This is a genomic window from Caulobacter sp., assembly GCF_035254145.1.
Lineage (GTDB): Bacteria > Pseudomonadota > Alphaproteobacteria > Caulobacterales > Caulobacteraceae > Caulobacter.
The window spans coordinates 37,713-50,077 of sequence record NZ_DATFAV010000169.1; the positions used below are offsets into that span (position 1 = coordinate 37,713).

Here is a 12,365-nt window from a genome sequence, read left to right on the forward strand (position 1 = left end):
TCGCCCCTCAAGATAAGGGCTCGGGAGCGGTTGCGCCACGGACGTGACATCCGGTCACGGATTCTTGGTCGAAAAGGCCGACAGCGGCCTCGAAACGACCCGGAACGAGCAGACGCGCGCGCCCTCCCCCTTCGGCTGCAAAATCCGGGCCGTCAAGCGGGAGCGACTGCGGCGCCGCGCCATGCCGCAGGATCAGCGGCAAGCTGGGCCGGACCGCGGCGGGCAGCTTGGCCAGGCGGGCGCGCTGGCCGGGCGACAGCCGCGAGCCCTGGCCCTTCAAGGCGGTGACGGTCAGCGGAGCCTCGCCGGCGGTGATCTCCCAGCGCCCGTCCCACACGTCGGCCTCGCCGGGCGACAGCGCCAGCGACGCCAGGCCGCCCCGCGCCGTCTCGCCCGCGTCGCGGCAGATCAGCACCGTGTCGTCCGCCTCGATCCGCGCGCCGGCCAGGGTGGCGGTGAAGGTCTCGCCACGTCGGAGGCGCTGGATCAGACGCTCCAGGCGCTCGCCGCGCGGAGGTCGCTCGGTCCCGGCGGCGCACAGCAGAGCGGCGGCCAGATGGGCGGCCGCGACATCGCGCGGCAGGCGGATGGCGCCGGCCGCATCGATCGCGAACGCGGGCGGCGGCCTCTCGGCTTCCGGCTCCGAGGCTGCCTCTTCGGCTCCCCCGGCGCGGGCGCGGGCGCGGGCGTAGCGCAGGTCGGCGTTGGCCGGGTCCTCCAGCCAGGTCTCGCCCTCGGCGGCCAGCGCCGTCCTGATCTCCGCGCGCGTCAGAGATAATAGCGGCCGCAGCAGGAAGATGTCGCGCCCCTCCGGCCAGACCGGCGAGGGCGCCCACTCGCGAGGATCGGGGACCGTCGAGCCTTCGGCGCGCATGGCCGCGCTCTCGGCGAGGTCGCTGGCGGTGTGTCCGAGCAGCAGGACCGAGGCCCCGGCCTCGCGGGCGGCGGCGGCCAGCAGAGCGTGGCGGGCGCGACGGGCCGCGGCGGGGAGGCCGGCGGCGGGCTTGGGACCGGTCCAGGCCAAGGCGCGAGCCTCCGCGCCCAAGGTCCTCGCCTTCTCGACCGCCTCGGCGGTCCAGCGGGCGCTGTCAGGCTGCAGTTGGTGATCGACGACCAGCGCCACGACGCGCCGGTCATGCGATCGCGCCCAGTCCAGCACAGCCTTCAGCATGAACAGGGAATCCCCGCCGCCGGAGAAGCCGACGGCCAGCGGGGCGGCGGAAGCAGGATCGAGGCGTCGGTCGAGGACGCCAAGACCTCCCTCTCTCTTCGAGAGAGGGAGGGGCCCGCCGCCAGAGGCGGTGGGAGGGTGAGTGGTTTCACCGTCCACCGGACAATCCCTAGCCCTTCACGATCGGCGTCGGTCCGCGCCTTGGTCGGCGAGACCGTACCCACTCACCCTCCCATCGCAAGCGATGGGCCCCTCCCTCTCTCCACGAGAGAGGGATCTATTTTACGAACACTTGGCCGCGACGCGCGTCGAAGCCGCGCGCGAGGTCACCTGGGCCGGCGCCTTGGGATAGCGCTTGGACAGCTCGTCCAGCGTGCGGCAGGCCTCGGTGGTCTTCTTCAGGGCCACCATCGAGCGGGCCAGCTTCAGGGTCGCGTCCGGGCCCCAGCTGGTCTGCGGCCAACCGCGGATCGCGCCGATATAGGCGGCGGCGGCGTCGGTATAGGCCTCGCGCACGAACAGGGTCTCGCCCAGCCAATAGCGAGCCTCGGGCGTCTTGGCGTTGTCGGGGTAGTTGTTGACGTAGGTCGAGAAGGCCTGCTCGGCGTTGGCGTAGTCGCCGTCCAGCAGCAGTTGGCGAGCCTGCTTGAAGGCCACGGCCGGGTCGGCCGGCGGGGCGGGCGGCGGCGGAACGGTTCCGGCGGGCGGCGCCCCGGCCAGCTGACCGCTGGCGGCGGCCGTCTGCAGGTCGGCCAGGGTCTTTTCGATCGCCGCCAGGCGCTGCTCCAGCGCGTCGGCGCGCGCCTTCTGGTCGGCGGCGGCCCGATTGGCCTTGGTAAGCTCGAAGGTGACGGTCTCGTTCTGGCCGTTCAGCTTGGTCAGGGTCTGCTCGAGGTCGGTGACCCGATCGTTCAGGGCGGCGATCTGGGCGTCGGTCTCGGCGGGCTGCACCACCACGGGCTTACCCGTGTCGCGCCCCTGGAAGACGATCGAACGCAGCTCGCGCACCACCTTCTCCATCCGCTCCACGCGCTTGGCCGAGCGGTCGTCCAGCGGATCGGCCTCCGGCAGTGGGGTCTGGGCGACGGCCACGGCGGCGCTGGACATGAACAGGACGGCGAGCAGGGCGGATTTCAGCTTCATGATGGCGATTATGCCCAGGTTGCTGACAAAAGTGGGGCGCAAAAAGCCCTCCCCCTTGATGGAGGAGGGTTGGGTGGGGGTGACAGGGCGGTTCAGCCGAACGGCCGCATCACCCCCATCCCTGCCCTTCCCCCATCGAGGGGGAAGGGTCCGATGGTCTTAGCGGGCGCCGTCCGTGATGGCCGTGTGGCCGTTACGGTTCTTGGCCCAGGCCTCCTCGGTCGTGCCCGGATCGATCGGCTTTTCCTTGCCGAACGAGATCGTCTCGATGCGCGCGGCCGAAACGCCCTGGGCGATCAGGAAGTCGCGCACGGCGTTGGCGCGGCGAGCGCCGAGCGCCAGGTTGTATTCGCGGGTGCCGCGTTCGTCGGCGTTGCCTTCGATGCGGATCTTCACGGCCGGATAGCGGTTCAGCCACTGAGCCTGGCCGGCCAGGACCGGCTGGGCGTCGGCGCGGACCACGTACTCGTCGGTGTCGAAATAGACGCGATCGCCGACATTGACGACGAAGTCCTGAACCGAACCCGGCAAGACGCCGCTCGACACCGGCGGGGGCGGCGGCGGGGTATAGGGCGTGCTGGGAGCGGCCGGCGGCGGCTCGGGAGTCGGTGCGACAGGCTGGGGCTTCGGACGCGAAGCGCAGGCCGCCAACGAAGCGGCGGCCAAGCCAACGAGCGCCAGTCTAGCGGCGCGCCGGGAGTCGAAGCTCATCCAGTTTCTCCTCAAGTCTACGAACTCTGGACCTGATCCATACCTGCGTGACGCCGGGAATGGACCCACTAAATGTCTGACCATACCTCACAATGATGTCAGATGCCTGTCAGACGGCGCCAAAACACTTCAAGTGCGAAACCCGGCCGCGCGAGCGCATCCGTCGCCTCGGCGACAGAACGCTTCCGCAAGGCTTAGGTTGCGTGGCCTCGACCCGTCAGTCCAGCAGCGGCGACCAGGCCGGGTCCGAACCCGAGCCGTTATAGGCCGCCGGGCGCAGGATCCGTCCGGTGATGTCGACGGTCCACAGCTTGGGATTGCCGCTGGCGCCTTCGCGGAAGAACATCAGCACCCGGCCGTTCGGGGCCCAGGTCGGACCCTCGTCGAGATAGCTGGTGGTCAGCAGGCGCTCGTCGCCGCCGTCGGGGCGCATGACCCCGATGTGGAACTCCCCGCCCGTCTGCTTGGTGAAGGCGATGAAGTCGCCGCGCGGGCTCCAGACCGGGGTCGTGTAGCGGCCGCCGCCGTACGAGATGCGGCGCACGCCCGAGCCGTCGGTGTTCATCACATAGAGCTGGGCCTGGCCGCCGCGGTCGGAGTTGAAGGCGATCTTGGTCCCGTCCGGCGAGAACGACGGCGAGGTGTCGATGGCCGGATCGGTGGTGATCCGCGTGCTCGAGCGGCTGCGCAGGTCCATCACATAGATGTCGCTGTTGCCGGCCTTCTCGACCGAGAACGCCACCTTGCTGCCGTCGGGCGAAAAGCGCGGGGCGAACACCATGCCGGGGAACTTGCCGACCGTTTCCTGGCGGCTGGTCTCCAGGTTCAGCAGGTAGATCGACGACCCCGTCGGCCGCAAGGCCATGTAGGTCAGCTCCTGGCTGGTGGAGCTGAAGCGCGGCGTCATCACGATATACGAGCCGTCGGTCAGGTACTGCGGGTTGGCGCCGTCCTGGTCCATGATCGCCAGGCGCTTGACGCGGGCCAGCTTGGGGCCGCTCTCGGCGACGAAGGCCACGCGGGTGTCGAAATAGCCCTTCTCGCCGGTCAGGCGCTCATAGACGGCGTCGCTGATCTTGTGGGCCACGCGCCGCCAGTTGTCCGGCGTCGAGGAGAACTGCAGGCCCAGCAACTGCTGCTGGCTGAAGACGTCCCACAGGCGGAAGTCGACGCGCAGGCCGCCGTCGGGGCCGACCGTGACCTGGCCGTTGATCAGGGCTTGGGCCCCCGTGGCTTGCCAGTCGGGGAAGCACGGCTGGACGTTGACGTCCTGCAGCTTGTCGGGGACGCCGGCCACGTTCAGCGGCTGGAACAGGCCCGAGCGCTCGAGATTGCCGGTGATGACCTGGGCGATCTCGGCCCCGCGCGTCGCGCCCGAGAAGGCCGGGACGGCGATCGGCATCGGCTTGACCGCGCCGGCGTTGATGTCGACCTCGATCTGCGCGGCGGCCGGTACGGCGAAGGCCGCGCCGCTCAGCAGGGCGGCGGCCATGAGCACGAGTGCCTTCAAGCGCATCGGGGCTTCCTTCTTCCTCTTTCCAAGCATCAACGCGAACAGGCCTGTTTTGCGTTGAAGTTGAGGGCGATTTTCTGACCGTACAGGTCAGACGGCAGATAGGCGAACGGCGAGGCGGCGAACAGCGCGCGGATGGCGCGGTCCGAGGCGGCCTTGACCACCGGGTCGGGCGAGGAGGTCCCCGGCGACTCCGGCTGGCCGACCACGCGACCGCCCGGGCCGATCACGAACACCACCCGGACATTGACATTGGCGCCGCCCTCGACCTCGCAATTGGGATTCCAGCGGTCCTGCACCTCGCCCTGCAGCCTACCGAGCGCGGCGGCGGAAAGGCCCGTGGCCGCGCCCATGGCCGGGCGGGCCGAGACCGAGGTCTCGGCGCGAGCCGGGCCCTTGGGGGCGTTCGCGGTGGGCTTGCCGGTCGCCTTCTTGGACTTGGCGATCGAGGCCTCCAGCGAGGCGAAGAAGTCGTTGTCGCTCTTCTTGGTCGGGGTCGGCTTGGCCGGCGTCGGGGTCGGCGCGGGCTTGGGAACCGGCGTCGGCGTGGGCGGCGGCGCGGGGGCCGGCGTTGGCGTGGGGGCCGGCGTCGGCGCTGGCGGCTGAGGCGTGGCCTCGGGCGTCGGCTCAGGCGTCTGGGCCGTCTGCTCCTCGGGCGCTTCCTGCGCCGGGCGGACATTGGTCGGGCCGTTGGTGACGATGGTCACCGGCACCGACTCGCCGATGGTGATCGGCTTGGACGCCTTCCACGGCAGGCCGAACGCGATCAGCGCCGCCACGGCGCCGTGCAGCGCGATCGAGCCCAGTAGCGCCGGAGAGACCTGGTGTTCGCGGCGAACGCTCATGCCGCCCCTACTGCGCCGGCCGCAGGTCGCCCGCCGGCTGGGCGTCGCGCGGCGCCGCCCCCGGAGCCGGGGAGCCCGAGGACGGACCGCCGGTCTCGGTGATCAGGTTGATCTTGTTGAAGCCGGCGTTCGACAGCCCAGCCATGACCTGGGCGACGACCTCATAGGTCGCCCCGCCGTCGGCGCGCACGAAGATCGGCTTGTCGTAGCCGTCGCCGGCGATGGCGCTGATGCGGGCCGACAGGTTCTCGAACGGGATCTGGGTCTCGCCGACGAAGATGCCGCCGTCCTTGCGGATCGACACGGTGATCGGCTGGTCCTGGTTCTGCAGGGCGGCGGCCTCGGTCTTGGGCAGCTCCAGCGGCACGCCGGCGGTCAGCAGCGGGGCGCTGATCATGAAGATGATCAGCAGCACCAGCATCACGTCGACCAGGGGCGTGACGTTGATCTCGGACAGGGCCCCGCGCGAGCGGCGGCCGCGACGGCGGCGGCCTCGACCGCCGCCGGTGGCGAAGGCGTCGTTGGAGGACATCGCCATGGGATCAGCCCCGCTCGGCCAGGCGACGCTGGATCGCGGTCGACAGGTCGTCGGCGAAGCCTTCCAGGCGGCCGGCGTACTTGCCCGCGTCGGTCGAGAACTTGTTGTAGGCGATATAGGCCGGGATGGCGGCGATCAGGCCGACGGCGGTGGCGAACAGGGCCTCGGCGATCGAGGGCGCCACGACGGCGAGCGAGGTGTTCTTCGAAATCGCGATGTTCTGGAAGGCGTGCATGATGCCCCAGACCGTGCCGAACAGGCCGATGAACGGGCTGGCCGTGGCGACGATGGCCAGGCTGCCGAGGCCTTCCTCGACCTTGGCGCTCTCGCGGGCGATCATGGTGTCCATGATGCGGTCGATGCGGGCGACCAGGAAGGCGGCCTGGTTCTCGGTCATGGCGCCGCGCGTCTTGGCCTCGCGCCATTCCTTCAGCGCCGCCTGCAGCATGCGCGGCAGGGCGTGACGCGGATTGGCGCCGGCCTCGCCCGCCACGTCCTCCAGCGAGCGCCCGCCGCCGACCTGCTCTTCGAAGCGGTCGGCCGCCCGGTTCAGGTTGGTGAAGCGGAACAGCTTGTCCAGGATCACGGCCCAGGACCCCAGCGAGGCCAGGATCAGGCCGATCATCACGCCTTTGACGACCCAGTCGGCCTGCATGAACAGGGCGAAGAACGAGAAATTGGGGGCGGCGGCCGAGGCGTCCATGCGGGTTAGGGCTCCGTTGGGGCGTCTGATCAGGACAGGTGTGCGCCGTATGGCATGAAGCGGCGCTTGGGTGAAACTATGACGAGGGTCGGATGATCCGAAAAAATGGGACGCCGAAGGGCTGCGCGGTCAGGTCTCGCCTTCGGGTCGCAGCCAGGGCGCCAGCTTGGCCAGCATCTCCGGCGTCGGCCGGCGCGGACGTCCCGAAAGACTGATGCAGACGGCGACGGCGTGCGCGTCCAGCAGCACTTCGTCACCGCGGGTGATCTTCTGATGGACGTATAGCCGCACGCCCTCGACCCGCTCATAGAGCGTGCGCACCACCAGGGCGTCGTCGATCCGCGCAGCGCGCTTGAAGTCCAGCTCCATGCGGATGATGGCGAAGCCGGTGTCCTGCTGGGCCAGTTCGCTGTGCGAGATCCCGACCGCCCGGAAAAAGTCGCTCCGCCCCCGCTCCAGATAACGCAGGTAATTGGCGTGATAGACGATGCCGGTGAAGTCGGTGTCCTCGTAATAGATCCGCACGGGCAGCTGATGCTCGCGGCCGCAAAACACGCCTGCCGTGGGCTCAGGAGCGGTCGGTTCGGACGGGGTGGTCATGGAGGTTGATTAGCGCGGGCGGCCAAGGACGTCAGCCCTCAAATCGGTTCGAGCCCTTCCTCGCGGACTCGACACGTTCTTCTTTTGTGCTAGCCTTTCGGTATGAAGATCGAGCCCGCCATCTTCGACGATATCGACGACGCGGCCGAAGCCGCCGCCGACGCGCGCGCCGAGGCCGATGTCGCGGCCGGCCGGGTGATCAGTCACGAGGCGGTCAGCCGCTGGCTGACCTCGTTGGCCGAGGGGAACCCACTACCGCCGCCCGAAGTCGGCGATTAGTGCGGCGGATTATCTGGACGGCCGAGGCGGTCGCCAATCTCCGAAGCATCTTCGGCTATGTTTCGGCGTTCAATGCGCCTGCGGCCGAGCGGCTGGCGCGGCGGCTACAGACGGCGGCTGACAGTCTAGGGGAGCATCCAGACCGTGGCCGCCGAGCGGCGCGAGGTCTCCGCGAGCTTGCCGTCATCCATCCCTATCTGATCCGCTATCGGATCAGGGACGACGCCGTGATTGTCCTGCGTATTCGCCACGGCGCGCGCGACGAGGACTAGCCCTCATCAAACAACCCGCCCTGCCCCGGCGGGGCGGCGGGCGGGGTGAGGCCAAGGTGCAGATAGGCCTTGCCGCAGGCCATGCGGCCGCGCGGGGTGCGCTGGATGAAGCCCTGCTGCATCAGATAGGGCTCGATGACGTCCTCGACGGCGTCGCGAGCCTCGGCGATGGCGTAGGCGATGGTCTCGACCCCGGCCGGGCCGCCGCCGTAGTGCTCGATCAGCGCGCGCAGATAGCGGCGATCGAGGCTGTCCAGCCCCACCTCGTCGACCTCCAGCCGCGCCAGGGCCAGGCCCGCGGCCTTGCGGTCGATCACGCTCGCGCCGTCGGCGGTGGCGAAGTCGCGGACCCGGCGCAGCAGGCGGCCGGCGACGCGCGGCGTGCCCCGGGCGCGCTTGGCGATCTCGTCGGCCCCGTCGTCGGTCAGCGGCGCGCCCATCTTGCGGGCGGCGTGCTGCAGCACGTGGCGCAGCTCGGCCGCGGTGTAGAACTCCAGCCGGATCGGGATGCCGAACCGGTCGCGCAGGGGCGTGGCCAGCATCCCCGCCCGCGTGGTCGCCGCCACCAGGGTGAAGGGCGCGAGATCGATGCGGATCGAGCGGGCCGAGGGCCCCTCGCCGATCACCAGGTCCAGCACATGGTCCTCCATGGCCGGATAGAGGATCTCCTCGACGTTCGAGGACAGGCGATGGATCTCGTCGATGAACAGGACGTCGTTCGGCTCGAGATTGGTCAGGATGGCGGCCAGATCGCCGGGCTTGTTCAGCACCGGGCCCGAGGTGGCGCGGAAGTTCACGCCCAGCTCGCGGGCGACGATCTGGGCCAGGGTGGTCTTGCCCAGGCCCGGCGGGCCGAACAGCAGCACGTGGTCCAGCGCCTCGCCCCGGCCCTTGGCGGCCTCGATGAAGACGCGGAGATTGCCCTTGGCCTGCTCCTGGCCGACGAACTCGGCCAGGGTCTGCGGCCGCAGGGCGCGGTCGGTCGCAGGGACCTGGTCGCCGTGCTGGGGCTCGCCGGAGATGACGCGGGTCATCGTCCAAGCTCCTGTAGCCCGGCCTTGATCAAGGCCTGCACCGTCGCCTCCTCGCCGAGACGGTCGGCGGCGGCCTCGACGACGCGGCGCGCGTTCACCTCGGCCACGCCCAGGCCCATCAAGGCGGCGACAGCGTCGCCGGTGGGCGCGGGCTTGGCGGGCGAAGGCGACGCGGACGAGGCCGGGGCGCTCATCAGCACCGGTCCGTCGATGATCGGCTTGTCCTTCAGCTCGGTGACGATGCGCAAAGCCAGCTTGGGGCCCACGCCGTTGGCGCGGCCGACCGCGGCCTTGTCCTCGCGCGCCACCGCGCTGGCCAGCTCGGCCGGCGACAGCACGTCCAGCACCGCCATGGCCGCCTTGGGGCCGACACCCTGGATCGCCTGCAGCAGCACGAAGGCCTTGCGGTCCTCGCGCGTGGCGAAGCCGTAGAGCCGCAGGCCCGCGCTCTCGCTCCACTGGCTCTCGATGTGCAGCAGGGTCTCCTCGCCCAGGGCCGGCAGGCGCTGGAGGGTGCGGTGGCCGCAACGGACGACATAGCCGACGCCCATGACGTCGATCAGCGCCTCTTCCTCGCCGACCTCGGCGACGGCGCCCCTCAGCCTTCCAATCATGCCACCCTCCGATTGGCGACGCGCAGGTTGGCGTGGGTGATGGCGACGGCCAGGGCGTCGGCGCAGTCGGCCGTGGTCTTGCCGGCGGTCGGCAGCAGGCGGGCGATCATGAAGCCGATCTGGGCCTTGTCGGCCGCGCCGGTGCCGACCACCGCCTTCTTGACCAGGCGGGTCGAGTATTCGGCGACCACCAGGCCGGCGCGGGCCGGGGCGATCAGGGCGGCGGCGCGGGCGTGGCCCAGCTTCAGCGTCGACTGGGCGTTGGTGTTGAGGAAAACCTCCTCGACCGCCGCCTCGTCGGGCCGGTGCTGCTCGATCACCGCGCAGATGCCGTCGAACAGATGCAGCAGCCGCTCGGCGAAGTCGGCCTTCTCGTCGGGCGCGATCACCCCGTGGGCGACATGGCTCATGCGTGAGCCCTCGACCGTCAGCACGCCCCAGCCGGTGCGGCGCAGGCCCGGATCGAGGCCAAGAATGCGGATGGGCGTGCGATTCGCGTTCATCATGTGTTCTCGCACTTTCCTCGGTTCCGCCCCCGAGGAAAAGCCCCGTCTTCCCTAATGAGTCGTAAACGCGCGCCCTTGCGCACGCCCTCGCTCCGGGCTCTCCTACGGTCCAGTTCCTTGGGGGAGAAAATTCATGAAGCGGACGGGATGGATGATGGCGGGCGCCGTGATGGCCCTCGCGACCGGAGCGGCGGCGCAGACGGCAGAGCCGCCCAAGACCGTCCGCCCCGACCAGCTGGCCTTCCGCGACCTCTACAAGGAGTTGGTCGAGATCAACACCACCCTGTCGGTCGGCAGCTGCACCGCCGCCGCCGAGGCGATGGGCGCGCGGCTGAAAGCGGCGGGCTTCCCCGAGGGCGACGTCAAGGTCGTGGTCGCCGACGGCCATCCCAAGGAAGGCAGCCTGGTCGCCGTGCTTCACGGAACGGACGCCAAAGCCAAGCCGATGCTTCTGCTCGCCCACATCGACGTGGTCGAGGCCAACCGCGCCGACTGGACCCGCGATCCGTTCAAGCTGGTCGAGGAGAACGGCTACTTCTTCGGGCGCGGCACGTCGGACGACAAGGCCCAGGCGGCGATCTGGGTCGACAGCCTAATCCGCCTCAAGTCGTCGGGCTTCAAGCCCGCGCGCGATATCAAGCTGGCCCTGACCTGCGGCGAGGAGAGCGAGGCCTATAACGGCATCGAGGACCTGGTGAAGAACCACCGCCCGCTGGTCGACGCCGAGTTCGCCCTGAACGAGGGCGCCGACGGCCTGCTGGACGAGCACGACAAGCCGGTGGTGCTGGAGGTGCAGGGCGGCGAGAAGGTCTATCAGGACTTCACCCTGACGGTGACCAATCCCGGCGGACACTCCAGCCGCCCCGTGCCGGCCAACGCCATCTACCAGCTGTCGGCGAGCCTTTCCCGCATCGGCGCCTACGGCTTCCCGCCGCGTTTCAACGACGCCACCCGCGGCTACTTCACGCGGATGCAGGCGCGGGTGAACCCCGAGCAGGCGGCGGCGATGAAGGCCCTGGTGGCCGACATCAACGACCCGGCGGCGCTGAAGACGGTGACCGCCGATCCGATGTGGAACTCGATGCTACGCACCACCTGCGTGGCCACCATGGTCAGCGCCGGCCATGCGCCCAACGCCCTGCCCCAGCGCGCCACCGCCAACGTCAACTGCCGCATCCTGCCGGGCACGCCGGTCGAGGAGGTCCGCGCCAAGCTGGCCGAACTGGCGGGAGAGCCCGTGGCGGTCACCCTGGCCCACGAGTCCAAGCCCGTCTCGCCGCCCCCGCCCCTGACGCCGGCGATCATGGGCCCGATCGAGAAGGAAGCCGCCAAGCTGTGGCCCGGCGTGCCGGTCGTGCCGATCCTGCTGACCGGCGCCACCGACGGCGTCCACACCAACGCCGGCGGCATTCCGACCTACGGCGTCTCGGGCATCTTCGGCAGCTCGGACGGCGACGGCATCCACGGCCTGAACGAGCGCGTGCGGGTCAAGTCGCTCTATGACGGGCGGGATTTCCTCTACGCCCTGATCAAGGACTATGCGGGCGGGAAGTGAACGCCAGGCCTCCCTCTCCCCTTGCGGAAGAGGGCGCGGCCCGCCTCTGGAAACTCTCCCCGGCCTTCCTATCTCCCCGTCAACCACGAGGGAGACGCCGATGGTCAGTACGTCGGACGATGGGATCCTGACCGAGTACATGGTCAGCTACTGGTCGATGAAGCACGAGAAGCTCGACCGCCCCACCAAGCTCCTGGAGACTCTCCACATCGTCGAGCGATACCGGGCCGGCGAGGATTTGCGAACGGCGCGCACGACCTACGACCACGCGGTCTGGAACGGCGTGCCAGTGTCGGAGATGGACCGCCGCCTGGCCGATCTCGACCAGTTCATGCGCGACCTGGTCCGCGAGCGCGCCGCGCAATGGGGCCAGCCGCACTAGGCCGCGGATCGGCGTTCAACACAGCGCTCGCAATCAATAGCTCGCCTTCCTGGGCCTTGTGCCCAGGACCCATGCTGGCGGCAGGCTGTGGTTTTGAAGTGAGCTGGGGCTGAATGACCCAGGACGCCGATCAAACTCAGCAGCTGCGGAACGATGGTCCTGGGCACAAGGCCCAGGAAGGCGGGAGTTGTTCTCCGCCTTGAATGTCGAGGTCTTAAGCCGCCTCCACCGCACCCTGACCGAACAGGCCGCCGACGATCAGCCGCCTCACCGCGCCGACGTCCAGCCCCGTGCAGACCTCGGCGTTAGGCGGGCCGTCGACGCGTTCGATGCGGCCCAGGCGTTCGCCGTCGACGATCACCCGCAGGCGGGCAGGCTCGAAGGTGAAGAGCTCCGGCGCGATCAGGCTGGCGGCGGCCACCGCGTCGTGCGGCCGGCAGCCTTCGCCGCCCCAGACGTTCTGGTGAAAGGCGATGTAGGCGCCCGCCGCCTTGATCAG

At 69.8% G+C, this 12,365-nt stretch carries 15 protein-coding genes and 1 pseudogene; 4 read left to right on the plus strand and 12 right to left on the minus strand.

All coding sequences use genetic code 11. The features are described from left to right. Positions 1 to 7: 7 nt before the first annotated feature. From tilS to ybgC, 8 genes and pseudogenes are all read right to left on the minus strand, one after another. A pseudogene (gene tilS, locus VJ655_RS10255) lies at positions 8 to 1,246 on the minus strand (tRNA lysidine(34) synthetase TilS); the annotation flags it as partial. Between the two features lie 207 nt (positions 1,247 to 1,453). Then, positions 1,454 to 2,314: a tol-pal system protein YbgF gene (gene ybgF / locus VJ655_RS10260; RefSeq protein WP_324110958.1), complete on the minus strand. Its 861-nt coding sequence runs from the start codon at positions 2,312 to 2,314 to the stop codon at positions 1,454 to 1,456. 159 nt (positions 2,315 to 2,473) lie between these two features. Continuing rightward, positions 2,474 to 3,040, minus strand: a complete 567-nt coding sequence (gene pal, locus VJ655_RS10265; protein WP_324110959.1) for a peptidoglycan-associated lipoprotein Pal — start codon at positions 3,038 to 3,040, stop codon at positions 2,474 to 2,476. 202 nt (positions 3,041 to 3,242) lie between these two features. After that, positions 3,243 to 4,541 (minus strand): Tol-Pal system beta propeller repeat protein TolB, encoded by a 1,299-nt coding sequence (gene tolB / locus VJ655_RS10270; protein ID WP_324110960.1) that lies wholly within the window; start codon positions 4,539 to 4,541, stop codon positions 3,243 to 3,245. Between the two features lie 29 nt (positions 4,542 to 4,570). Next, positions 4,571 to 5,383 carry an energy transducer TonB gene (locus VJ655_RS10275; RefSeq protein ID WP_324110961.1) on the minus strand — a complete coding sequence of 271 codons (813 nt, stop codon included), beginning with the start codon at positions 5,381 to 5,383 and terminating at the stop codon, positions 4,571 to 4,573. 7 nt (positions 5,384 to 5,390) lie between these two features. Further along, positions 5,391 to 5,921 (minus strand): biopolymer transporter ExbD, encoded by a 531-nt coding sequence (locus VJ655_RS10280; protein ID WP_324110962.1) that lies wholly within the window; start codon positions 5,919 to 5,921, stop codon positions 5,391 to 5,393. Positions 5,922 to 5,925: 4 nt separating this feature from the next. Further along, the gene (tolQ, locus tag VJ655_RS10285; protein WP_324110963.1) at positions 5,926 to 6,624 is read right to left on the minus strand and encodes a protein TolQ; all 699 of its coding nucleotides are present in this window, start codon (positions 6,622 to 6,624) and stop codon (positions 5,926 to 5,928) included. Between the two features lie 129 nt (positions 6,625 to 6,753). After that, entirely contained in the window at positions 6,754 to 7,224 is a 471-nt protein-coding gene (gene ybgC / locus VJ655_RS10290; RefSeq protein WP_324110964.1) for a tol-pal system-associated acyl-CoA thioesterase, read from the minus strand. A 102-nt stretch (positions 7,225 to 7,326) separates the two neighbouring features. On the opposite strand from ybgC, the gene VJ655_RS10295 reads away from it, so the two are divergent. Beyond that, positions 7,327 to 7,503 (plus strand): CopG family transcriptional regulator, encoded by a 177-nt coding sequence (locus tag VJ655_RS10295; protein ID WP_324110965.1) that lies wholly within the window; start codon positions 7,327 to 7,329, stop codon positions 7,501 to 7,503. After that, positions 7,503 to 7,775 carry a type II toxin-antitoxin system RelE/ParE family toxin gene (locus VJ655_RS10300; RefSeq protein WP_324110966.1) on the plus strand — a complete coding sequence of 91 codons (273 nt, stop codon included), beginning with the start codon at positions 7,503 to 7,505 and terminating at the stop codon, positions 7,773 to 7,775. Before VJ655_RS10295 ends, VJ655_RS10300 begins: the two co-directional genes overlap by 1 nt. Here VJ655_RS10300 and ruvB read toward each other — a convergent pair. From ruvB to ruvC, 3 genes are read right to left on the minus strand one after another with little or no spacing between them, the layout of a single operon-like run. Next, positions 7,772 to 8,809, minus strand: coding sequence for a Holliday junction branch migration DNA helicase RuvB (ruvB, locus tag VJ655_RS10305; protein ID WP_324110967.1), 1,038 nt, complete (start codon positions 8,807 to 8,809; stop codon positions 7,772 to 7,774). The genes VJ655_RS10300 and ruvB overlap by 4 nt on opposite strands. After that, a complete protein-coding gene (gene ruvA, locus VJ655_RS10310; RefSeq protein ID WP_324110968.1) occupies positions 8,806 to 9,423 on the minus strand; it encodes a Holliday junction branch migration protein RuvA in 618 nt (205 codons plus the stop codon). The genes ruvB and ruvA overlap by 4 nt, the downstream gene beginning before the upstream one ends. Further along, on the minus strand, positions 9,420 to 9,941 hold the full coding sequence (gene ruvC, locus VJ655_RS10315; RefSeq protein WP_324110969.1) for a crossover junction endodeoxyribonuclease RuvC: 522 nt from the start codon (positions 9,939 to 9,941) through the stop codon (positions 9,420 to 9,422). The genes ruvA and ruvC overlap by 4 nt, the downstream gene beginning before the upstream one ends. 121 nt (positions 9,942 to 10,062) lie before the next feature. On the opposite strand from ruvC, the gene VJ655_RS10320 reads away from it, so the two are divergent. After that, entirely contained in the window at positions 10,063 to 11,484 is a 1,422-nt protein-coding gene (locus VJ655_RS10320; RefSeq protein WP_324110970.1) for a M20/M25/M40 family metallo-hydrolase, read from the plus strand. A gap of 100 nt (positions 11,485 to 11,584) precedes the next feature. Further along, positions 11,585 to 11,866, plus strand: coding sequence for a hypothetical protein (locus VJ655_RS10325; RefSeq protein WP_324110971.1), 282 nt, complete (start codon positions 11,585 to 11,587; stop codon positions 11,864 to 11,866). A gap of 214 nt (positions 11,867 to 12,080) precedes the next feature. Here the strand turns inward: VJ655_RS10325 and VJ655_RS10330 are convergent. After that, positions 12,081 to 12,365 (minus strand): nucleoside hydrolase (locus VJ655_RS10330; RefSeq protein WP_324110972.1); only part of this gene is annotated, 285 nt, incomplete at its 5' end.

What these genes read in the sequence shown, in the direction of transcription:
- ybgF (WP_324110958.1), bottom strand. Translation starts at nt 2,314, where the DNA reads ATGAAGCTGAAATCCGCCCTGCTCGCCGTCCTGTTCATGTCCAGCGCC.
- tolB (WP_324110960.1), bottom strand. Translation starts at nt 4,541, where the DNA reads ATGCGCTTGAAGGCACTCGTGCTCATGGCCGCCGCCCTGCTGAGCGGC.
- VJ655_RS10275 (WP_324110961.1), bottom strand. Translation starts at nt 5,383, where the DNA reads ATGAGCGTTCGCCGCGAACACCAGGTCTCTCCGGCGCTACTGGGCTCG.
- VJ655_RS10280 (WP_324110962.1), bottom strand. Translation starts at nt 5,921, where the DNA reads ATGGCGATGTCCTCCAACGACGCCTTCGCCACCGGCGGCGGTCGAGGC.
- tolQ (WP_324110963.1), bottom strand. Translation starts at nt 6,624, where the DNA reads ATGGACGCCTCGGCCGCCGCCCCCAATTTCTCGTTCTTCGCCCTGTTC.
- ybgC (WP_324110964.1), bottom strand. Translation starts at nt 7,224, where the DNA reads ATGACCACCCCGTCCGAACCGACCGCTCCTGAGCCCACGGCAGGCGTG.
- VJ655_RS10295 (WP_324110965.1), top strand. Translation starts at nt 7,327, where the DNA reads ATGAAGATCGAGCCCGCCATCTTCGACGATATCGACGACGCGGCCGAA.
- ruvB (WP_324110967.1), bottom strand. Translation starts at nt 8,809, where the DNA reads ATGACCCGCGTCATCTCCGGCGAGCCCCAGCACGGCGACCAGGTCCCT.
- ruvA (WP_324110968.1), bottom strand. Translation starts at nt 9,423, where the DNA reads ATGATTGGAAGGCTGAGGGGCGCCGTCGCCGAGGTCGGCGAGGAAGAG.
- VJ655_RS10320 (WP_324110970.1), top strand. Translation starts at nt 10,063, where the DNA reads ATGAAGCGGACGGGATGGATGATGGCGGGCGCCGTGATGGCCCTCGCG.
- VJ655_RS10325 (WP_324110971.1), top strand. Translation starts at nt 11,585, where the DNA reads ATGGTCAGTACGTCGGACGATGGGATCCTGACCGAGTACATGGTCAGC.